The following is a 21,138-nucleotide window of genomic DNA, read 5'->3' as shown; positions in this document are numbered from 1 at the left end:
CCTACGAAGAATCGTTGCCATGTCCAGGTACTTTCCAGCATCCGGGCACCTTCACTTCTCCCCGGAGCTGACGTAGCGTCAGATTCATGGCTGAGGACGTGAGAACGGGCCCGGACGGCGGAACGGACGTCGAGACGTACGGACGGCTCGCGGCCGTCGGACCGTACGGCGTCGACGTCGGGCACGCGCTGATCACCATGGTCGAGCCGCACGCCGGGCACGAATACGCGTACAACCGGTGGTACGAGGACGACCACTTCATCGCCGGTGCGATGGCGATGCCCTGGCTGTACGCCGGGCGCCGCTGGGTGGCCACGCGGCCGCTGCTGGACCTGCGGTACCCGGCGGACTCCGCGGTCGCGCGGCCGGTCACCGCGGGCTGCTACCTGTCGCTGTACTGGATCACCGCGGGCCGCTACGACGCGCACATGCGGTGGACGGTCGGCATCAACAAGCGGCTCAATCGCGACGCCCGCGTCTACCACGACCGCACCCACGTCTTCACCGCCTTCCAGGACCGCGCCGCGAGCGTCTACCGGGACGGCGCCGCCGGTCCGCGCGACATCCACGCGCTCGACCACCCGTACCGCGGACTCGTCCTCGAAGTGCTGGAAGCGGAATCCGCGGAAGGCCGGGACGAATTGCTGGAATGGCTGCGGGCCCGCCACCTGCCGAAGAAGCTCGCCGGATCACCGGCGGCGATGGTGGTGATCTTCACGCCCACTCCGCTGCCGCTCGACCGGATGTCTTATGTGAAACAGGTCGAAGGCGTCGAAACCCGGCTCACTCTCCTGTGGTTCCTGCAACAAGATCCACGCGAGGGGTGGGAAGAGCATTTCGCCGGTCACGCCGCCGAGATCGCCGGCCGGACCGACTCGGCGGGGCGCTCGGCGAAAGTGGAATTCATCGCTCCCTTCATTCCGACCATTCCCGGCACGGACACCTACGTTGATCAACTCCGTTGATCCGCTGACGTGATCACCCGGTCCGCTGGGTTGATCACCCGGTCCGCCGCGTTGATCACCCCGTTTGCCGCGTTGATCACCCGGCCCGGAACATCAGGACAGCAGTGAGCCCCCTCGGCTAGGACGGCGGCCAGACGAGAGGGCTCTTCTGCGGTACTGCTGAAGGTGCGCGCGCTGTACTAGTTGATCGTGAACGCGCCTCGGTCGACGTCCGTGACGAACGCGGTCCACGCCTCAGGGGAAAAGCTGAGGACCGGACCCTGCGGGTCCTTGGAGTCGCGGACCACGACCGACTCGACGGCCGGGGACTTCACTTCGACACAGGCGCCATTTCCGGTGGACCGCGAGGACTTCATCCACGCGGGAGTACTGCCCAGCTTGATTGCCATCTCTGCTCCGGTCTGTGCTGATGGCGGCGGCGAGGTACGCCATTGCCTGACTACGCGCTCGACGCTACTAGCCAACATCACGGACCGGTGAGCCACTTCACCCAAGTGGATGGCATATTCCCAGTAACTCTTCCAATGGGAGTGAGCGGGGGTGTACCGTATCGCCCGCACTTCAGCGGGTGTATCGTTCCGCCGCTTCGGTGATGAACTGCCGGGTCTGTTCGGCGCTGAGCGCCTGGGCCCGCAGATGCTCGTACATCACGCTGTAGGCCTGCACATCGGTGTCCTTCTCCAAGTACAGGTCGCTGTTGACGCCTTCGAGATAGACCACCGTGGCATCGGTCGCGTCGGTGAACTCCAGTACCGCGAACTGCCCGCTCAGACCGGGGTGCGCGCCCGCCTCGAACGGCAGCACCTGCACGGTCACATGCGGCAGATGGCTCAATTCCACCAAATGCAGAAGCTGGTCACGCATCACGTGCTCGTCGCCGACCTTGCGGCACAGCGCCGCCTCGTCCACCACGGCCCACATCCGCAGCGGCCCGTCCCGGTCGGTGATCCGCTCCTGCCGGCGCATTCTCACGCTGACGCGCTTGTCGACCTGTTCGGGAGTGGCCTCCGGCAGATTGCCCGCGATCATCGCGGCGGCGTACTCCGGGGTCTGCAACAGGCCAGGCACTACCTGGGGTTCGAAGACCCGCAGGCTGGCCGCCTCGGTCTCCAGGCCGATGTACACGCTGTACGGGATGTCGCCGAAGGCATGCCACCAGCCCTGCTGGCGCGACTCCTTGGCCATCTGCATCAGCGAGTCGACGATCCGCACGTCCTCGACGCCGTACACACCGCACAGGTCGCGCACATCGCGCTGGCTGATGCTCCGGCGCCCGTTCTCCAACCGGCTGATCTTCGACTGCGACACCAGGAGCCGGGCGGCGACCTCCTCGGCCGTCATGCCCTTCTGCTCCCGCAACTTGCGCAGTTCCGAACCCAGCCGGCGGCGCCTGACGGTGGGATTGACGTTGGCGACCACTGGAAGTGCACCTCCACGCTGAACCTACTGATGGTCAGCAGCCTGCCACTTGCGGTCATCGGCGCGCTGGCGAATGAGGGTAACCCGGCAGGGGCGTGTACGCGGTGGTACACGGGGGTGTATACGGCGACGCGCGGTGCGACGGATCCCGGAACGTGTTCCGAGTCCCGCCGCCCCGCGCGTCACAGCGGCTCCCGGAACGGGTCGCTGAGGACGGCGCGATGGTCGCGGATTGCGGTGCCCCATCCCTGCCGACGGGCGCCGCAGCCGTCCCTGATGAGGGGGTTGCCGAGCGCTACGTGCTCACCTGCGCACGCGCTCTCACGTGCTGAACGTGCTGAACGTACTGAGCGTGCCGAACGTACTGACCGTGCTGCCTGTGCTGCCTGTGTCCACTCGCTGTCGCACGCCGACTCAACGGGCGCCGGCGCGGGCCATGGTGCTGTGCCCCGCCGCTCGCGGTGCCGGAGCGGCTGGCCGCTTCGGCTGCGCCGCCACGCCGTTCTGCACATCCATCACGGCATGCGCGACGAGGCCGCCCATCGGGTCGTACCTGATCAGGTCACGCAGGCGCGATCGCGACGACCGGCCCTCGTTGCCCGGGTAGAGGTGCTTGCCGAGTCCCACGGCGTGGGCGAGCGCGGCGAGCGCGGCGGTCCGCGGGTCCGGCGGCACGCCGGTACGGATCGCACTGTCCAGCCGGGTACGGATCTCCCGGCTGACCGCGCTGTCGGACGCCTGGTACCGCGTCGTCGGCAGCACCCCGCACATCTGGCCGGGCACGGCGTGCACCATGCCGCACCGCTCCAGGTGCGCGAGATACGTCTGGCGGAGCCCGAGGCGGGGTCCGCCGATCCAGTGGACGGCCCGCACCGGACTGCCGCGTCGCCGCAGCAGTTCGAGAGCGGAGTCCAGGGTCGGATCTCCAGTCGGCCGTGGGTGCACCACGGCTATACGATCCCCGTCAGGGGCTATCCGTCCGGCCAGGGCCAGCTCGACGAGCTGCGCCCCGGCGAGGCCGAGGTCGAGCGATTGAGGCTGCGCCGTGGTCCCGGTCGTCGGGTCCAGTGCGAGCAGCAACAGCTCTTCCGGAATTGTTCTGCGGCTCTTGCCCATCCATGCCTCCCCGCGTGGATGAATGACAGGGTGACGCCTCTCACACCGGCCTGTCGAGAGCGCCTTTGCCTTATCGACGGGAACCGGGTGGTATGTCGTTCTCGTCTACGGGGTGGGCGGTGGTGTCGCGGACGGGTCGCGGGCCTGTCGGCGGGACACTGCCAGTGTGAGCTTTGAAGGGGTATGGGTGCCATTCGGCATCCGCCCCCGCACGATGTGTGCGGCCATTTCGTGATGTGTGGAGGAGGTCTGCGTGGCGGGCGAGTCCCCCGGCAGGGAACAGCGGCAGAGCACGTCGGGGGAGGCGGTCGAGCGGTCGACCGCTGATCCGAGGCTGGTGGTGTTCCGGACGCCCACCGAGGGGCACGGGACACGCGTGGCGGAGGGCGTACGGGAGGAGCACGCGGGCGCCGCGGTCGGAGCCGTCCCCTCCGCGCCCCCCGAATCGGCGGACTCCGCGGGCTCCGGCGCACGCCCCCACCCGGCCGCCGCCTCCTCCGCCGCCTCCACGGCGAATACGCCGGACGGCGTAGCGGCCGTAGACGAATCCTCCGACGCGGCTACGTCCACGACGCCGCCCGCGCCCCGCACCCCGGAGGTCCTGCCTCCGGAAGCGGAACCGAATCGTGACCTCCAGGACCCGGATTCCGCCGCCGGGGAAGCCCCCGAGGACGGGCCGGACCCCGAAACGGGTCCGGAAGCGGAAGACTCCGCGCCGGCCGGGCCGCCCGCGGCGGAGCGCGACGAGCACACCGCCGTGCTGCGCGTCGGGGGGCGCGGGGGCCTGCTGGGCGCCGGCGCCACCGCCGGCGGCTCTGCGGCCGGTGACGGTACGGCTGAGGGCGCAGACGGGGACGGCGTGGACGACGCCGAGGGCGTGACCGAGGCCGACGCCGACGACGTACCGGGCGACGTATCGGACGCGGCCCCGGCCTCCGGTGACGGCCAGGAATCCGAGGACGCGGACCCCGCGGACCCCGAGGACGCCGCCCCGGCGACCTCGACCGACGCCGCCGACGACGTGGCGGACGCCGCGCCCTCTGCCGGTGACGCGGAGGACGCCGCTCCGGAGGACTCCGACAGCTCCGCGTCCAGGAACACCTCCGAGGACACCTCCCAGGACGCCCCCGAAAGCGCCCCCGAGGACGACGCCCCCGAGAACAACGCCCCCAAGGGCCCCGGCGCCCGGAGCGCCTCCGTCCTGCGCCCGCTTGTGTCCGATCTCCCCGCCGAGCGCCCGGCGGCGCAGGGCGCGGAAGGCGCCTCAGGAGCCCGTAGCGCGCCCTCTGGCGCCTCCGCGCCCTATGAGGCGCCCCAGCCGCCCCCGGCGTCCGCCAAGCCGCGTACGGGCCCCGTGAAGCCCTCGGAGAGTCCGGCCGGGGGCCCGATCGGGCAGCCGTCCGCCCCGCCGAAGCCCGCCGGGGGCGCGCCGCTGCCCCCGTACGCCGGGAGCCCGTCCGCGATCGGCACCCCCACAGCGGCCTCGCCGGACGGCGCGGCGGCCGGGCCCGACGGGACGCGGTCGATGCCCGTGCCGCCGGAGCCCGAGGCGCCGCTGAAGCTGCTCGCGGAGCTGACGAACACCCCGCCGCCGCGCCAGACGGTGCTGCGGACGGTCGCGCGCCGGTTCAAGATCTGGACCCCGCTGGTGGTGCTGCTGGCGATCGTGTTCGTCGTGGTGCAGGCGCTGCGCCCGCTGCCGGCGCCGTCGATGGCGCTGACCGCGGCCTCGTCGTACACCTTCGACGGCACGCCGCTGCCGCAGTCCATGCCGTGGCCGTCGCAGGGCCAGTCGGTGGCCGAGGTCGAGGGCCTGGGCTCGCTCGGCGTGCACGGCGCGCAGACCCCGGTGCCGATCGCGAGCGTCACCAAGGTGATGACCGCGTATCTGATCCTGCGCGACCACCCGCTGACGGGTAAGCAGACCGGTCCGACGATCCCCGTGGACGCGCAGGCGGCCGACGAGGCGAGTTCGAGCGACGAGTCGACCGCGCAGGTCAAGAAGGGCCAGCAGTTCACCGAGCGGCAGATGCTGCAACTGCTGCTGATCCCCTCGGGCAACAACATCGCCCGCCTGCTGGCGCGTTGGGACTCCGGCACCCAGGAGGCGTTCGTCACGAAGATGACGAAGGCCGCCGCCGACCTCGGCATGACCAACACCACGTACACCGGCGCGAGCGGCTTCGAGGAGACCACGCGGAGCACCGCCGTCGACCAGTTGAAGCTGGCCCGCGAGGTCATGAAGAACGACGTGTTCCGGTCGGTCGTCGCGCAGCCGAACATCGACATCCCCGGCGTCGGCACGATCTACAACAACAACAACGACCTGGTCAACGTGGGTGTGATCGGCATCAAGACCGGTTCGAGCACCCCCGCGGGGGGCGCCCTGATGTGGGCGGCGAACAAGAAGGTCGACGGCAAGGACCAGTTGATCCTCGGCGTCGTCCTCCAGCAGCGCGGCGGCACGACCGTCTACGACAGCCTCCAGGCGGCGCTGGTCAACTCGCAGAAGCTGATCAACTCCGTGCAGGGCGGCCTGACGTCGTCGACGATAGTGAAGAAGGGCGAGGTCGTCGGCTATGTGGACGACGGGCTCGGCGGTCACACGCCGGTCGTGGCGAGCAAGGACCTGAAGGCCGTCGGCTGGCCGGGCCTGAGGACGACGCTGTCGCTGACCCCCCTCAAGGACGGGCTGCCGCACACCGCGACGTCCGGCGCCGAGGTGGGCACGATCGGCTTCGGCACCGGCTCGGCCCGCACCACGGTGCCGGTCGTCCTCCAGTCCGACCTGAGCGAGCCGTCGTTCGGCACGAAGCTCACCCGGGTCGGCTGACCCCGAGCCGCCCGCGGGCGGCACCGCGCAGGCTCCGGTACGCGGCGGCCGGGTCGATCCGACCCGGCCGTCCGCGTGTCAGCGGGTAGCAGGCCAGGCCGAGCAGCACCGACGTGAAGTGCCCGACGTCGGTGAAGGTGCGGCCCTCGCCCAGCGCGAGCCCGTAGAAGAGCAGCACGCAGGCGCCGTACAGGTACCGCCAGGGCATCGTGACCGCCCAGGTCAGCACCGCCTCGACCGCCGCCAGCCCGTAACTGACGCCCACGTCGAGGGTCTCGGCGGCCGACTGCGGCGCGTGCCCGTGCCGGATCGCCCACAGCAGCACGCCCTCACTGATGTACGTCGCCGCGACGTGCCCGATCAGCACGACCGCGAGCCACCGCCAGGTGCCCAGCCAGCGTTCGGCGGTGGCGTGGAAGACCGTGTAGAGCAGCACGTACGGCAGCCATCCGCCGCCGTCGGTCCACAGCGCGCTGCGCACCAGGGCGCGGACCGGCTGGCTCGACAGATTGCGGATGTTCGTCGACCGCAGCCGCAGGAAGTCGTCCACCGTGGCGGGCGCCATCCGGTGGATCGCGACCGTGGTGAAGAACAGGATCGCCAGCCAGATGTACGTGCCGGGGGCGCTGCGGATGTACGCCCACACGGCGCGGGCCACGGCGCGGGTGACACGCGAGAGGCGTGAGGGGAGATGCACGCTCCGGATTCTGTCCGGAAAGCGAGGTTTATACGGCCGCGCCGCGCGTAAGCGCGGCCTACCGAGTCCAGCGGGTGCGCGGGTCCCGGCCCGGTGCGCGGGTCCCGGCCGGGTGCGCGGGTCCCGGCCGGGTCACGCGGACAGTTCGCGCTCCAAAGGGGTGCGGAATCGCGGTGTGACCGTCACACCGCCGCCCGCGAGAAAAGCGGTGAGACGCTCCGCCGCCGCCTCGACCGCGTCCGCCGCCCGCGCGCCCCGGTCGGCCAGCAGCCGCCAGGCGACAGTGCCGTCCGCGCGGTGCGCCCAGCCGCCGATCACCTCGCCGCCCCACCACACGGTGGGCCCGACGTTGCCCGAGCGGTCGAAGAGGGACGCGCGGTGCTCGCGCGGCAGGAACCAGTCGCGCTCCTGCCACCCCATGGGCGTCGGGTCCAGCGCGGGCAGCAGCGTCGCGGCGGGCGGCGGCGCGTCCGCCGACGGCCCGGCGTCACCGGGCAGTACGTGGCCGACGGCGTCCCCGTCCAGCAGCACTTCCTCGGCGCCGACCGCCGCGAGCGCCTTGCGCACCTCCGTCAGCGACCAGCCCGTCCACCACTTCAGATCGGCCGCCGTCCCCGGCCCGTACGCCCCCAGCCACGCCTTCACCACCCCCGCGCGCGCCTCGGCCACCGGCACGTCGGGCAGCGGCTCGGCGTTCGCCCACCGGAACTGGCTGCTCGTCCACGACCCGGCCGGCCTGCGCCGCTCGATCCGGCCCTCGGCGGCCATCGTCCTGATGATCCGGCTCGCCACGTTCTGCCGCGCCTCGTACGGCTTGCCCGCCGCCACCAGCACCTGCTCGCGCAGCTCGGGCACCAGCTTCGACAGCCCCGCGCCGCTGGTCTCGCCGTGCGCGTCGAGCGCCGCGCGCACCCGCGCCTCGACGCCTTCCAGCCACGCCTCGTCCCAGCCGCCGCCCTCCGCCAGGAACGCCAGCAGCCCCTTGCGCTCCTTCGCCGCGATCTGCCGCCCGGCCGCCGCGTACACCCCCGGCGCCGCCGCCCGGCCCACGACGAACATCGTGCGCCGCATCGCCAGCATCCGCACCAGCGACCCGGTCTCCCCGTACAGCGCCTCCTCCAGCGCCCCGACGCCGTCGCCCGGCTCGCGCAGCCGCGCCGCCACCGTCAGGAACACCGTCGCCGGATCGGTCGCGTGCAGCGCCACGAGCGCGTCGGCGACCTCCTCGCAGGTGCCCACGGCCCGGAGCTGCCGCCGCACCAGCCGCCCCCGCCGCTCCTCGTTCCCGGCCTGTCGCCGCCGCGTTCCGCTCATGACCTCATGCTCACACGCCCCGCCGTCACTACCGGCTCAGCGGCCGGAAGCCGCGCAGGCGCAGGCTGTTGGCCACGACGAAGACGGAGGAGAAGGCCATGGCCGCGCCCGCGATCATCGGGTTGAGCAGCCCCGCCGCCGCCAGCGGCAGAGCGGCGACGTTGTAGCCGAAGGCCCAGAAGAGATTGGACTTGATGGTGCCGAGCGTGCGCCGCGCGAGACGGATGGCGTCGGCGGCCACGCGCAGGTCACCGCGGACCAGGGTGAGGTCCCCGGCCTCGATGGCGGCGTCGGTGCCGGTGCCCATGGCGAGCCCGAGGTCGGCCTGGGCGAGCGCGGCGGCGTCGTTCACACCGTCGCCGACCATGGCGACGCTGCGCCCCTCGGCCTGGAGGCGCCGGACGACGGCGACCTTGTCCTCGGGGAGGACGTCCGCGAAGACGTCGGCGGCGTCGATGCCGACCTCGGCGGCGACGGCCGCCGCGACGGCCGCGTTGTCCCCGGTGAGCAGCATCGGCCGCAGGCCGAGCGCCCGCAGCCGCCGTACGGCCTCCGCGCTCGTCGGCTTGACGGCGTCGGCGACGACGAGCACGGCCCGCGCCCGCCCGTCCCAGCCCACGATCACCGCCGTGCCGCCGTGCGCCTCGGCCGCCGCCTTGGCCTCGGCGAGGTCGGCGGGCAGGACGAGCCCGCGCCCGCTCAGCAGCCGCTCGCGGCCGACCAGCACCTCGTGGCCCTCGACGACACCGCGCACACCGAGGCCGGGGACGTTCTCGAAGTCCGTGACCGGCGGCAGTTCACCGGCCGCCTCGCGCGCCCCGGCGGCGACGGCCCGCGCGATCGGGTGCTCGGAGGCGTCCTCCAGCGCGCCCGCCAGCCGCAGGACGTCGGCCTCCTCGGCTCCCGACACACGCACCCCGGTCAGCGTCATCGACCCGGTCGTGACCGTCCCGGTCTTGTCCAGTACGACCGTGTCGACGGCCCGCGTCGACTCCAGCACCTCGGGCCCCTTGATGAGGATGCCGAGTTGCGCGCCACGCCCGGTGCCGACCATGAGCGCGGTCGGCGTGGCGAGCCCGAGCGCGCACGGGCAGGCGATGATGAGGACGGAGACGGCCGCGGTGAAGGCGGCGGTTGCGCCCTCCCCGGTCAGCAGCCAGAAGGCGAGCGTGCCGAGCGCCAGCACGATCACCACGGGCACGAAGACGGCCGAGATCCGGTCGGCGAGCCGCTGCGCGGCGGCCTTGCCGTTCTGCGCGTCCTCCACCAGCCGTGCCATACGGGCGAGTTGGGTGTCGGCGCCGATCCGCTCGGCCTCGACGACGATGCGCCCGCCCGCGTTGACGGTGGCGCCGGTGACCCGCGAGCCGGGCCCGACCTCGACCGGTACGGACTCCCCGGTGAGCATCGACGCGTCGACGGCGGAGCCCCCGTCGCGGACGACGCCGTCGGTGGCGATCTTCTCGCCGGGGCGTACGACGAAGCGGTCGCCGACCGCCAACTCGCCGACGGGGATACGCACTTCCCGCCCGTCGCGGAGCACCGCGACGTCCCTGGCGCCCAGTTCGAGCAGCGCGCGCAGCGCCGCCCCCGCCTTCCGCTTGGCGCGGGCCTCGAAGTACCGCCCGGCCAGGATGAACGCGGTGACCCCGGCCGCCGCCTCCAGATAGATGTGGCCGCTGCCGCCGCCGCGCGAGACGGTGAGGTCGAAGGAGTCCTTCATGCCGGACATGCCCGCGTCGCCGAAGAACAGCGCCCACAGGGACCAGCCGTACGCGGCGAGGGTGCCGACCGACACCAGGGTGTCCATGGTGGCGGCGCCGTGCCGCAGATTCGTCCAGGCGGCGCGGTGGAAGGGCCAGCCCGCGTAGACCACGACCGGTGAGGCGAGCGTCAGCGCCAGCCACTGCCAGTTGTCGAACTGGAGCGCCGGGACCATCGACAGCGCGACGACCGGCACGGCGAGGACGACGGCGGTGATCAACCGCTCCCGCAGGGAGGCCGATTCGGGGTCGCGCGCCGGGCCGGCGGCGGTCCCGTCGGCGTCGGCCGGGGGCGCGAGCGGGGGCGGGGGGAGCGCGGCGGTGTACCCGGTGGCCTCGACGGTCGCGATGAGATCGCCGACCGCGACTCCCTCGGCGTACGCCACCTTGGCCTTCTCGGTCGCGTAGTTGACGGTGGCGCTGACGCCGTCCATCCGGTTGAGCTTCTTCTCGATCCGCGCGGCGCAGGACGCGCACGTCATGCCGCCGATCTCCAGCTCGACCGCCTGCTCGGCCGCCGCCGTCCCGCCGTCCTTCGCCGCCGTGGTCATGGCCACTCCCGCTCCCCTCGTGTCCCCGTCGTACCTTTCCCGCCGTCCGGCCCCTGCCCCCGGCCCCCGCCGTGGAGGCCGCGAAGCGCCGGTCAGGCGCGGCCGACCAGTTCGTAACCCGCCTCGTCCACGGCGGCGCGCACCGACTCGTCGTCCACCGGCTGCTCGGACGCGACGGTCAGCAGACCGGTCGAGGCGACCGCCTTGACGGAGGTGACACCGGGAATCGCGGTGACCTCCTTGGTGATCGCGGACTCGCAGTGACCGCAGCTCATCCCGGACACGGAGTAGACGGCCTCGCTCATGGTGTTCTCCTCGATACGTGCGTGCGTGCCTGCTTGTGCGGACGTGCTTCTCCGTCCGCCGGGAACAACCATATACCCCCTAGGGGTATTCCACGAAGCTGAGATCTTCGGCACTCCGGGCGCCCCGCCGGTCCCGGCGCGCCGGGCGCTCGCCTAGGCTGGACGCGTCGGCGCGTACCCGTGGCAGGGACGCGACCAGCTCTTTCACCAGGAGGCGGCAGCGTGCTGCGCACCATGTTCAAGTCGAAGATCCACCGGGCCACCGTGACCCAGGCGGATCTGCACTATGTGGGCTCCGTGACCGTCGACGCCGATCTGATGGACGCCGCGGACCTGCTGCCCGGCGAACTCGTCCACATCGTCGACATCACCAACGGCGCCCGGCTGGAGACCTATGTCATCGAGGGCGAGCGCGGCTCCGGCGTCATCGGCATCAACGGCGCCGCCGCCCACCTCGTGCACCCCGGAGACCTGGTCATCCTGATCAGCTACGCGCAGGTCGAGGACGCCGAGGCCAGGGCGCTGCGCCCGGCCGTCGTCCATGTGGACGCCGGCAACCGGATCATCACGGTCGGCGGCGACCCGTCGGAGCCCACCCCCGGCGCGGACACGCTCCGCCCCCCGCACGCCGTGGCGCGGGTCTGACGGCCGAAGCCGGATCACTGATGTGCCGGGGCCCGCTCGCTGATCGCGGAATGTTCGCGGAATGTTCGCGGACCGCTCGTGGCGCGTCGCGCCCCGTGTGTCCGACGGTGAGCGTTACGCGGCGGTGACGACCGCCGCGCCGCTCACCGGGCCGACGGCCGGGCCCTGGACCGGGCGTATCGGCATCTGGGTACCCCGCGCGGCGGCGGTCCACTCGGCGCGCAGCCGCGCCAGCTCCGTGAGCTCTTCGGCCGTCCAAGGCCGGTCGCCGTGCTCCTGCACATAAGCGCGCAGGGCCGCGTTCGCTTGATCGAGACTTCCCCCGTACATGTGAACCACAGTAGACGGCGGCACTGACAATCCCGAATCCGTTAAACACCGCGCGTGACCGTGTCGATGCGGCACGGCGCCTTCCGTTTCACCCGCCAAGGCGGTGACCTGCGCACGAACGGCGATTGTCGGGACCGGCTGCCATGCTGGGTGTGAGAGAGGACACTGCGTCCCAATCGGACAAAAAGCCCGGCACCCGCCCGATCCGCCCGGCACCCGCCCGATCCGCCCCGCGCCTGCGATCCGCCCGGCATCCCTGATCCGCCCGACGCCTCCGATCCGCCCGGACGGCTCCGATCCGCCCGGCCACCGCACGACAGCTCCAGGAGGAAGGCACCCATGCTCACCAACGACTACGTGCCCGGCGCGCCCGACTGGATCGACCTGGGCAGCCGCGACACCACGGCCGCCGCCGCGTACTACGGCTCGCTCTTCGGCTGGGAATTCGAACCGGGCGGCCCCGCGTCCGGCGGGTACGGCACCTTCGTGCGGGACGGCGCGACGGTCGCCGCGCTGGGCCCGCTCCAGGACACCGGCGCCCACCCGGCCTGGACGGTCTACTTCGAGACCGCCGACGCCGACGCCACCACGGCGGCCGTCGAGGAGAACGGCGGCACCGTACGGGTGCCGCCGATGGACGTCTTCGACCAGGGCCGCCTCGCCTCCTACACCGACCCGACCGGCGGCGAATTCGGCGTCTGGCAGCCCGGCACCAACAAGGGCCTGGACCACGTCGGCCCCTGGGGCCTGTGCTGGACGGAGCTGTACACACCGCGGGCCCAGCGCGCCAAGGACTTCTACGCCGCGGTCCTGGCCTGGGACTACGAGGACATGCCGCTGCCAGGCGACGCGTCCGCCGACGTCTACACCGTGGTGTCCCGCTCCGGCGGCGGCCAGGACGGCTCGCACGGCGGCATCCTCCAGCTCGGCCCCGACCTGCTCCCCACCGGTACGGCCTACTGGCAGCCCTACTTCGGCGTCGACGACTGCGACGCCGTCGTCGCCAGGGCCACCGAGGGCGGCGGCACGGCCCTCCTGCCCCCCACCGACATGGCGGGCGTCGGCCGCCTCGCCCTGCTGACCGACCCCGAGGGCGCGTTCTTCGCCGTGCTCACCCCGGCGGCCTCGATGACGTCCTGAGCCCGTACGGCCCGTAGAGCCCGCGAAGCCCTTACAGCCTCCCGCAAAGCCGCCACACAGCATGCCCGGCCCGCGCGGCTCTCAGGCCCGCGGGTCCTGGCCCGTGGAAGGGGCGGCCTGATCGGCGGCGGACGGCTCCGCTGCACCGGCCCCGGTCGCGGGGAGCGCCGTCAGATGGGCGAGCGTGCCGGTGATCGTCAGCAGCCGCTCCAGCGCGGAGGACCGGTCGTCCAGGTGGAGCCGGACACCGGCCTCGTCGGTGCGGCGGCGGATCATCAGCAGCGCCGAGAGCCCGCTGGAGTCCGTGCTGCCGAGCCCGGCGCAGTGCAGGTGCAGGTCCGCCAGGCGCGGATTGTCGGCGATCTTGTCGCTGACGACGGCCAGCAGCCGGTCGGCGTTGTCGTAGTCGAGGTCGCCGTGCAGTTCGATCCGCACGGTGGTCTCGGTGTCGACGGCCGTCAGCCGCAGATGGCTCGGGGGAATCGTGGTCATGCGGTGGTCCTGGCGGTGGTGAGTGCGGACGAGGTCAGACAGTCGGTGCCGAGCCGGAGTATCCGGACCGCGCGCGGGAAGTCCTTCAGCTCGTCGGACAGGATCCGCAGCGCGGGCGGCAGGCTGTGCGCGGGAACGCCGCGGGCGGCGAGAATCCCGGCGGTCCAGGTGAGGAAGTCCGCGAAGAGGTCCTCGTCGCCCGTGTAGAGGGCGATGGTGAGGAAGTCCACGATGTGCGCGAGGTCTTGCGCGGTGTGCTCGCGCTGGAGCTCGCTGTACGCGCGCATCGCGGGGAAGGCGGCCTCCAGCCCGCCGAAGACGGTCCGCACCAGGGCCGTACGGGCGCGCGCGACCATCGTGTACTCCTGGTCGGCCAGGTGCGGCAGATCGTCTATCGGCTGGTGCTCGGGCTGCGGGCGCGGCAGTGGGCCGCGCGCGAGGCGCTCCGCGGCCGTACGCGCGTCGGGGGCCCAGGCGTCGGCGCCCAGCAGCCGCGCGTGCCGGCCGTCCGGGCCGAAGGCGGCGCCGCCGACGAGGACCGGCACCCCGACGGCCTGGCAGGCGGTGATCGCCGCGTGCGCGGTCGGCAGCCGGGTGGCCAGCGAACTGGAGAGCGCCACCGCGTCGCACGCGGTGCGGTGCAGGTGGGTGATGAGGTGCGGGGTGGGCACCTGGGCGCCGAGGAAGTCGACGCGCCAGCCGCGCAGCTTCAGCACCTCGGCCAGGATCCGGGCGGGCAGCGCGTGCCACTCGCCCTCGACGCAGGCCACCGTGATCCTGCCCCGCCAGGGTTCGGTACGGGCGGCGGGGTGCAGGGACAGCGCCGCCACCGCCCGGTCGTTGATCGCGGTGGCGGCGTGCTCCTCGGCGACGCTCAGCCGGTTGGCCGCCCACTCCTCGCCCACCTTGCCCTGCACGGGCGCGATGAGGTCGAGCAGCACGCTCTCCGCGTCCACCCCCGTGTCCAGCGCGCCGAGCACCACACCGGCCGCCGCGTGCTCGTCGCCGTGCGCGACGGCCTCCCACAGCTCCGTCACGCGCCGCCCGAGCCCCTGATCAGGTCCGGAGCGGGCTCCGGACGGCGGGGCGGGCGGCGAGGACGCGGAGTGCGACGAGGGTGCGGTCGGCTCGGTGTCGGTGCTCACGCTGTGTACCTGCCCCGAGTACGGCCGTTCACCGCACTCAGGTGGTGCGTCCGGGGCGCGGAGATCACGACGACGGCCATGTCGTCGTGACGCCCCGTGCCGACCCATTCGGCGGCGAGCATCTGGACCCGCTCCACGATTCCTTCCGCGGGCATGCCCGCGCACTCCGACAACACGCGCCGCAGCCGCTTCTCGCCGAACAGCGCACCGCCCAGGGGGCCGCCGCGCGCCTCGGTGATCCCGTCCGTGTACAGCACGCAGGTCTCGCCGGGCGCCAGGGACAGCGTGACGGTACGGGAGACGGCGTCGGGGATCGCGCCGACCAGGGTGCCCTTGGTGTCGGCCTGCTCCACCTCGCCGTCGGCCCGCACGATCAGCGGCGCGAGGTGTCCCGCGCTGGTCAGCCGCAGCCGCACCTGGTGCCCGTCGCGGAGCGCGGAGGCAAGGATCAGCGTCGCGAAGCGGGTGTGGTGGGAGTTCAGCAGCGCCGTGTTCAGCAGGCTGAGCATCCGCTGGTGGTCGTCGGCCATGGGCAGCAGCGCGTGCAGGGTGTTGCGGATCTTGCCGGTCAGCACGGCCGCCTCGAGGCCCTTGCCGCACACATCGCCCAGCACCGCCAGCGACGCCTCGCCCTCGGTCACCGACGGGTGCACGTCGTAGAAGTCCCCGCCGATCCGCTCATGGTCCTGCGAGGGCCGGTAGCCGCCGGCGAAGTCCACCCCGCCGACCTGGTGCAGCGACGGCGGCAGCAGTTCCCGCATCAGGACCTCGGTGATCGCCGACTGCTCCGCGTACAGCCGGGCCGCCGACATGGCGGCGCCCGCGCGCGCGGCGAACAGCCGGGCGAAGACCTCTTCGCGTTCGGTGAAGGCGTCGGTCTCCGAGCGCCGCAGCAGGACGAGGGCGCCCGCCGACACCCCGTGCCCCGGCAGCGGGGTGATCACTATCGAACCGACCGGCCCGAAGCCCTCGGGCACCAGCCAGGAGGGGGCCGTCGCCGGGTCGAGCCAGCGCGAGGGCACCGGCGGGAAGCCGCGCAACGCCTCGCCGAGCCCCGGCACTTCGTCCGGATCGACGCCCAGGTGCGACTGCGAGGGGCTGCCGCCGCGCACACAGAAGACCACCGGCAGCCGGTTCGCCCGCGACGGGGCGATGACCATGGCGGCGTCGGCCAGGTGCTCGGCGGCCATCTGCGCGGTGACGTCCATGCACCGGTCCAGGTTGAGCGAGGAGAGCAGCAGGTTGGACGAACGGCTGAGGAATTCGGTGCGCTCGCGTTCCATGCGCAACGCCTCGCGCGCCAGCCGCCGGTCGGTGTCCTCGACCAGCCACCACACGGCGCTTCCGTCGGCCAGCACCGTCGGATGCGCCTCGAAGGTGCGCCCGCCGACCGCACCCCAGGCCACGTCGACGTCAGCGGTCGCGGCAACGTCCACGTCAGCGGTGGCGGCCACGTCCGTGCCCGGGGATTCCTCCGTCGGCGCGTGCAGCGTTTCGTGTGCCCGCGACAGCCACGGTGGCGCCACGTCCGCGAGCGCCACCCCTTTCCCGGCCCCCGGCAGCAGAACCCCCGCCGCCTCGTTCGCGAGTATCAGCCTGCCGTCGGCCTCGACCACGAGCACCGGGTAGGGCGCCAGCAGGGGGTACGGAGTGTCGCTCCTCGAAACGCTCACCGGTGCGTCCGCACCGGCTGCCGTCGTGACGGAACCAACCACACATTCAGGATCCGCTGAGCGAATCCCTCACCTCATCGACTAGGGGACAGTTGCGTACGGCGACCAGAAGACCGTTGCCGTCCAGCAACCATCCCGTACTTCCCCGCGGCCCCGCAACCAGCCCACCGGAGCGTGGCCGACCGGTCACAGGGCCTCGCGCCACGCCGCCAGCTCCCGCGCGCTGTCGAACCGCAGCGCCCGTCCGGTCACCGGATCGGTGAATTCCAGCGCCCGCGCGAGCAGTTGCAGCGGCCGGGTGAAGTCCTCCCGGCCGCCCTCCGATTCGGGCTCCGGCAGCACCCGCGGATACACCGGGTCGTACAGCAGCGGCAGGCCGAGCGCGCTCATGTGCAGCCGCAACTGGTGGGTACGGCCCGTCGCGGGCAGCAGCCGGTAGCGGCCCCGCGCACCGCGCCGCTCCAGCAGTTCGACCCGGCTCTCCGCGTTCGGCGGCCCCGGCTCCTCCCACGCCGCGATCCGCCCGCGCTCCTTCACGATCCGGCTCCGTACCGTCCTGGGCAGCTCCACCCGCGGGTCGTACGCGGCGACCGCCTCGTACTCCTTGCGCACCCGGCGGTCCCGGAAGAGCGTCTGGTACGCGCCCCGGTCCCCGGGGCGGACCACGAACAGCACCAGGCCCGCCGTCAGCCGGTCGAGCCGGTGCGCGGGCGACAGTTCGGGCAGCCCGCAGTCGCGCCGCAGCCGCGCCAGGGCGGTGTCCGTCACGTGCCGCCCGCGCGGAGTCGTCGCCAGGAAGTGCGGCTTGTCCGCCACCACGATCCGCTCGTCGCGGTACACCACCCTCACCTCGAACGGCACGGCCGTCTCCGGTGCCACATCGCGGTGGAACCATACGTACGCGCCCGCCTCGTACGCCGTCCCCGCCGTCACCGGACCGCCGTCCGCGGTCACGAAACGCCCCTCGGCCAGCATCGCCCCGACGCGCTCCGCGCCCACCGCCCCCGCGTACCGCTCCAGCAGATACGCCGCCACCGTCGGCGGCTCCCCGCCCCCGCCGGGCAGCCGCAACCGCACCGGGTCCACGCCGTCCCGCTGCGCCAACGGCGACGGCGGCGCCTTGCGCCCGCCCCTGCGTGCCATGTCCCCGCCCTCCCCGCCCCCCCGTCAGCGCGCGACCGGGTAGCCGATCCGCTCCAGCTCCCCCCGGCCGGCCCCCTGAACCTCCCCCGCCCCCGGATACCGCACGACCTCCAACGCGGCCGACGCCCGGCACACATCCCGCAGCCCCGCGATCGACGGCAGCCCTCGATCGACGTCATGGATCGTCACACGCTCAGTCATGCCCCATCCCTATCAAGATCCCTATCAAGCCGCACTGACATTCCCCCGCACACCTCGCACACCCGCACCGTCCCTCGCGTGTCACAGGCGCCCGCGCTGTCCCGTCCCGTGAGGGAGAGCCCCGCGATGAGCCGGGGACGACCGGAACGCGAGGACGGTGGCGGTCATGCGGGTGTTCGTGGCAGGCGGGAGCGGGGTACTGGGGCGGCGGCTGGTGCCGCTGCTCGTGGACGGGGGCCACCAGGTGACGGCCACCACGACGAGCGCGGCCAAACTGGACTCGCTGAAGGCGCTGGGCGCCGACGGCGTCGTGATGGACGGCCTTGACGCGGCGTCGGTCGGCGAGGCGGTGGCCACGGCGCGGCCGGACGTCATCGTGCACCAGATGACGGCGATCGCCACCGCGCACGCGGGCAAGCCCGACCTCAAGCACATGGACCGCTGGTTCGCCCCCACCATCCGGCTCCGCACCGAAGGCACCGACCACCTGCTGGCGGCGGCCCAGGCGACCGGCGTGCGCCACGTCGTCGCCCAGGGCTACGCCTCCTGGAACGGCGTCCGCGAGGGCGGCTGGGTCAAGACGGAACAGGACCCGCTCGACCTGATGGAGGGGACGGCGGCGCAGGCGGGGATGCGGGCGATCCGGCACGTCGAGGACGTGGTGGCGGACTTCGGCGGCGCGGTCATGCGCTACGGCAGTTTCTACGGCCCCGGCGTCACCGACGACATGGTCGAACTCCTGCGCAAGCGGCAGCTCCCGCTCGTCGGCGCCGGCGCGGGCCACACCTCGTGGATCCACCTGGACGACGCGGCGAGCGCCACCGCCCTGGCCGTCGAGCGGCGCGCGACCGGCCTGTTCAACGTCGTCGACGACGAACCGGCGCCGGCCGCCGAGTGGCTGCCGTATCTGGCCCGGTGCGCGGGCGCGAAACGGCCGATGCGGGTGCCCGCGTGGCTGGCCCGTTTGCTGGCCGGGGAGGTGGCGGTGACGATGATGACCGAGGGCCGCGGCTTCTCCAATGCCAAGGCCCGGCGGGAACTGGGCTGGGAGCCGCGCTACTCGTCGTGGCGCGAGGGGTTCGAGAAGGGGCTGAAGTGACGCGGGCGGATGCGCGGCAGGGGCAGGGTTCGGCACGGTCTGACGGGGCACGGTCCGGTGCGGCGCGGGCGGGGGAGTTCGAGGACCTGCGGCCCCTGCTGTTCTCGATCGCGTACCGGATCCTGGGCAGCGTGAGCGAGGCGGAGGACGCGGTCCAGGACACCTGGCTGCGCTACGAGGCCGCCGGGACCTCGCCCGCCTCGCCCAAGGCGTACCTGTCGGCCGCCGTCACCCGCGTCTCCATCGACGTGCTGCGCTCCGCCCGCTTCCGGCGCGAGGAGTACGTGGGGGAGTGGCTGCCGGAGCCGCTGCTCGCCGACCCCTACGACGACCCGGCGCGCTCGGCGGAACTGGCCGACTCCGTCTCGACGGCCGCCCTGTTGCTGCTGGAGCGGCTCAGCCCGCTGGAGCGCGCCGTCTTCGTGCTGCGCGAGGTCTTCGGTTTCGGCTTCCCCGAGGTCGCCTCCGCCGTCGGCCGCTCCGAGGCCGCCTGCCGTCAGCTCGCGGTACGCGCCAGGCGGCACATGGACGAGGGCCGCCCGCGCTTCGAGGCCGACCGGCGGGAGCGGGAGAGGCTGGCGGGACGGTTCTTCGACGCGCTGCGCGAGGGCGACGTCGAGGCCCTGCGCGACGTGCTCGCCGCGGACGTCCAGGTCGTCGGCGACGGCGGCGGCAAGACCCCGCAGTTCGCCCGCGCCATCAGCGGCGTCGAGAACGTGACGCGCCTGCTCGCCACCACCTTCCCCTGGTTCTTCCGCATCGACGTGACCGTCGAGTCCCACGAGATCAACGGCCAGCCCGGCATGATCTTCCGCGACCGCGACCGCAAGGTGCTCAACGTGTGGACGCTGGACGTGCTCGACGGCCGGATCCAGATGATCAACTCCGTCAGCAACCCCGACAAGCTCGGGCACCTGGGCCCGGTCGGGGACGCGTGGGCGGTCTACCGCGAGTGGAACGCGGCCCGCCGCCCGTAACGCCCCCCGCCCTTGCCGTCCCGTGTCCGCCGTCCCGTGTCCGCCGTCCCGCGCCGTCACTTGCGGTCCGGGTCGAGGTTCAGATCCAGGTTCAGGTTCAGGTTCAGGTCCAGGTCGAGACCGAGGTCGCGGCGCAGACGCGTCAGGGCGCTGCGGACACGGGACTTGGCCGTGCCCAGCGGGATGCCGAGCGTCTCCGCGACCTCCTGGTGGCTGCGCTCGGCGTAGAACGCCAGGTGGATCGCCTCCCGTTGCAGATCGGTCAGCACGCTCACCCCGCGCCGCACCGCCGCCTGCCTCATGCGCCGCTCGACGATGTCCAGGACGTTGTCGCCGGCCGGCAGCCGCGTCCTGCGGGCCGCCAGGTCCTCACTGCGCAGCAGTACGGCGTTGCGCCGGATCCAGTCGACGGCACGGCGGTGCGCGATGGTGACGACCCAGCCGCGTACGCTCCCCTGCTCCGGCCGGTACAGCGACGCCTTCGCCCACACCTCGGCCATGACGTCCTGGGCGATGTCCTCGGCTTCGGCGCGCAGCCGCACCCGCCGCTGGACCAGCGACCTGACCATGGGAAAGAGCAGCGTGTACAGCGCGGTGAACGCCTCCTGGTCGCCGCGTCCCGCCGCCAGCATGTGCTGTTCGAGGCCGTCGCTCTCCCAGCACTCCGCCTCCGGCGGCGACGGGAGACGCGTCGGACCTGCGTCCGGCATTCGGCTCACCTCCTCAGCGCCCGGTGCTGAACCGGGTGCCGTGCGGACCAAGGGGAGTTCGTGGCCCCGGTCCTCAGGTATGGCCGCTCCGCCCGATGGCCACCTGGAAAGGGGGTACGGACGTACGGATGTGCGGGCGCCCTGACGTGGCGCCCGTCGGCCGTCCGCCGGGGTCATGGGCGGAGTCGGGGGCCGGTGGCGCGCTCAGCGCCGGGTGAGGTCGCCGTAGAGGGTGTCCCAGGCGTCGTCCTGACGGCTGGCCGGTTTTCCGTCGCAATAGGGCAGCGCGTGCTGGGCCGTGTAGTAGCGGAGCATCGACAGTACGGCCATCGGGTCGCTGTTCTTGCCCGCCGTGTAGTCGCGGTCGGGCAGCGTCGCCTGGTGGACGCGGCAGGTCGGACGCGGGCTCGCGGGGCCGGTGACCAGCGCTCCCGTGTGCCGGTCGGCGGCGCAGGAGGTGAGCGCGAGCGCGAGGACGGCGGCGGTCAGGGCGGCGCCGAGGAGGGCGGCCGGGCGGGAGGCCGTACGCGGTGACGTAGGCGGTGTCATACGTGTGGCCGTACGTGTGGCCGTGCGCGTTGTCGTGCGGGTCATATCAGTCGTGCGAGGCGTCGTACGCG

Annotated in this window: 21 protein-coding genes; 6 read left to right on the top strand and 15 right to left on the bottom strand. The window is 72.7% G+C overall.

The window, feature by feature from the left end:
• Window positions 1–86 precede the first annotated feature (86 nt).
• A complete protein-coding gene (locus ACFY9V_RS21340; protein ID WP_391162405.1) occupies window positions 87–965 on the top strand; it encodes a hypothetical protein in 879 nt (292 codons plus the stop codon).
• A gap of 179 nt (window positions 966–1,144) precedes the next feature.
• Here ACFY9V_RS21340 and ACFY9V_RS21335 read toward each other — a convergent pair whose 3' ends face one another.
• From ACFY9V_RS21335 to ACFY9V_RS21325, 3 genes are all read right to left on the bottom strand, one after another.
• Window positions 1,145–1,354, bottom strand: coding sequence for a DUF397 domain-containing protein (locus ACFY9V_RS21335; protein ID WP_355337727.1), 210 nt, complete (start codon window positions 1,352–1,354; stop codon window positions 1,145–1,147).
• 172 nt (window positions 1,355–1,526) lie between these two features.
• The gene (locus ACFY9V_RS21330; protein WP_355337730.1) at window positions 1,527–2,384 is read right to left on the bottom strand and encodes a helix-turn-helix transcriptional regulator; all 858 of its coding nucleotides are present in this window, start codon (window positions 2,382–2,384) and stop codon (window positions 1,527–1,529) included.
• 414 nt (window positions 2,385–2,798) lie between these two features.
• Complete coding sequence (locus tag ACFY9V_RS21325) at window positions 2,799–3,500, bottom strand: GPP34 family phosphoprotein (protein ID WP_355337733.1); 702 nt, start codon at window positions 3,498–3,500, stop codon at window positions 2,799–2,801.
• 253 nt (window positions 3,501–3,753) lie between these two features.
• Between ACFY9V_RS21325 and ACFY9V_RS21320 the strand changes: the two genes are divergently transcribed.
• A complete protein-coding gene (locus ACFY9V_RS21320; protein ID WP_391162404.1) occupies window positions 3,754–6,333 on the top strand; it encodes a D-alanyl-D-alanine carboxypeptidase in 2,580 nt (859 codons plus the stop codon).
• Here ACFY9V_RS21320 and ACFY9V_RS21315 read toward each other — a convergent pair.
• The 4 genes from ACFY9V_RS21315 to ACFY9V_RS21300 all read right to left on the bottom strand — a co-directional run bounded on the left by ACFY9V_RS21315 (window position 6,317) and on the right by ACFY9V_RS21300 (window position 10,963).
• A complete protein-coding gene (locus tag ACFY9V_RS21315; RefSeq protein ID WP_355337739.1) occupies window positions 6,317–7,030 on the bottom strand; it encodes a rhomboid-like protein in 714 nt (237 codons plus the stop codon). The genes ACFY9V_RS21320 and ACFY9V_RS21315 overlap by 17 nt on opposite strands.
• A 132-nt stretch (window positions 7,031–7,162) precedes the next feature.
• Complete coding sequence (locus ACFY9V_RS21310; RefSeq protein ID WP_391162403.1) at window positions 7,163–8,344, bottom strand: DNA glycosylase AlkZ-like family protein; 1,182 nt, start codon at window positions 8,342–8,344, stop codon at window positions 7,163–7,165.
• Window positions 8,345–8,372: 28 nt separating this feature from the next.
• Window positions 8,373–10,658, bottom strand: coding sequence for a heavy metal translocating P-type ATPase (locus ACFY9V_RS21305; protein WP_391162402.1), 2,286 nt, complete (start codon window positions 10,656–10,658; stop codon window positions 8,373–8,375).
• Between the two features lie 92 nt (window positions 10,659–10,750).
• Window positions 10,751–10,963, bottom strand: a complete 213-nt coding sequence (locus tag ACFY9V_RS21300) for a heavy-metal-associated domain-containing protein (RefSeq protein ID WP_188279701.1) — start codon at window positions 10,961–10,963, stop codon at window positions 10,751–10,753.
• A gap of 222 nt (window positions 10,964–11,185) precedes the next feature.
• On the opposite strand from ACFY9V_RS21300, the gene panD reads away from it, so the two are divergent.
• Entirely contained in the window at window positions 11,186–11,608 is a 423-nt protein-coding gene (gene panD / locus ACFY9V_RS21295) for an aspartate 1-decarboxylase (protein ID WP_391162401.1), read from the top strand.
• 114 nt (window positions 11,609–11,722) lie between these two features.
• Here the strand turns inward: panD and ACFY9V_RS21290 are convergent, their stop codons facing one another.
• The gene (locus ACFY9V_RS21290) at window positions 11,723–11,938 is read right to left on the bottom strand and encodes a hypothetical protein (protein WP_188279703.1); all 216 of its coding nucleotides are present in this window, start codon (window positions 11,936–11,938) and stop codon (window positions 11,723–11,725) included.
• Window positions 11,939–12,277: 339 nt separating this feature from the next.
• On the opposite strand from ACFY9V_RS21290, the gene ACFY9V_RS21285 reads away from it, so the two are divergent.
• Window positions 12,278–13,078, top strand: coding sequence for a VOC family protein (locus ACFY9V_RS21285; protein WP_391162400.1), 801 nt, complete (start codon window positions 12,278–12,280; stop codon window positions 13,076–13,078).
• A gap of 81 nt (window positions 13,079–13,159) precedes the next feature.
• Here the strand turns inward: ACFY9V_RS21285 and ACFY9V_RS21280 are convergent, their stop codons facing one another.
• From ACFY9V_RS21280 to ACFY9V_RS21260, 5 genes are all read right to left on the bottom strand, one after another.
• The gene (locus tag ACFY9V_RS21280) at window positions 13,160–13,570 is read right to left on the bottom strand and encodes an STAS domain-containing protein (RefSeq protein ID WP_391162399.1); all 411 of its coding nucleotides are present in this window, start codon (window positions 13,568–13,570) and stop codon (window positions 13,160–13,162) included.
• Window positions 13,567–14,715, bottom strand: a complete 1,149-nt coding sequence (locus tag ACFY9V_RS21275) for a cobalamin-dependent protein (RefSeq protein WP_391043289.1) — start codon at window positions 14,713–14,715, stop codon at window positions 13,567–13,569. The genes ACFY9V_RS21280 and ACFY9V_RS21275 overlap by 4 nt, the downstream gene beginning before the upstream one ends.
• On the bottom strand, window positions 14,712–16,388 hold the full coding sequence (locus ACFY9V_RS21270; RefSeq protein WP_391162398.1) for a SpoIIE family protein phosphatase: 1,677 nt from the start codon (window positions 16,386–16,388) through the stop codon (window positions 14,712–14,714). Before ACFY9V_RS21270 ends, ACFY9V_RS21275 begins: the two co-directional genes overlap by 4 nt.
• Window positions 16,389–16,574: 186 nt before the next feature.
• Window positions 16,575–17,531, bottom strand: a complete 957-nt coding sequence (locus tag ACFY9V_RS21265; protein WP_391162397.1) for a pseudouridine synthase — start codon at window positions 17,529–17,531, stop codon at window positions 16,575–16,577.
• Window positions 17,532–17,555: 24 nt separating this feature from the next.
• Window positions 17,556–17,732, bottom strand: coding sequence for a hypothetical protein (locus ACFY9V_RS21260; protein ID WP_391162396.1), 177 nt, complete (start codon window positions 17,730–17,732; stop codon window positions 17,556–17,558).
• Between the two features lie 166 nt (window positions 17,733–17,898).
• On the opposite strand from ACFY9V_RS21260, the gene ACFY9V_RS21255 reads away from it, so the two are divergent.
• A complete protein-coding gene (locus ACFY9V_RS21255; protein ID WP_355337763.1) occupies window positions 17,899–18,831 on the top strand; it encodes an NAD(P)-dependent oxidoreductase in 933 nt (310 codons plus the stop codon).
• Entirely contained in the window at window positions 18,828–19,808 is a 981-nt protein-coding gene (locus tag ACFY9V_RS21250) for an RNA polymerase sigma-70 factor (RefSeq protein ID WP_355337766.1), read from the top strand. The genes ACFY9V_RS21255 and ACFY9V_RS21250 overlap by 4 nt, the downstream gene beginning before the upstream one ends.
• A 56-nt stretch (window positions 19,809–19,864) precedes the next feature.
• Here the strand turns inward: ACFY9V_RS21250 and ACFY9V_RS21245 are convergent, their stop codons facing one another.
• Window positions 19,865–20,518: a sigma-70 family RNA polymerase sigma factor gene (locus ACFY9V_RS21245; protein ID WP_391162395.1), complete on the bottom strand. Its 654-nt coding sequence runs from the start codon at window positions 20,516–20,518 to the stop codon at window positions 19,865–19,867.
• Window positions 20,519–20,722: 204 nt separating this feature from the next.
• Window positions 20,723–21,067, bottom strand: a complete 345-nt coding sequence (locus tag ACFY9V_RS21240) for a hypothetical protein (protein ID WP_391043302.1) — start codon at window positions 21,065–21,067, stop codon at window positions 20,723–20,725.
• Window positions 21,068–21,138 lie beyond the last annotated feature (71 nt).

Origin of the sequence: Streptomyces sp. NPDC008317 (assembly GCF_042955955.1) — a bacterium.
Taxonomy (GTDB): Bacteria; Actinomycetota; Actinomycetes; order Streptomycetales; family Streptomycetaceae; genus Actinacidiphila.
Note: the sequence above shows the minus strand (reverse complement) of the source record. Positions and strands in the feature narration are given on the sequence as shown.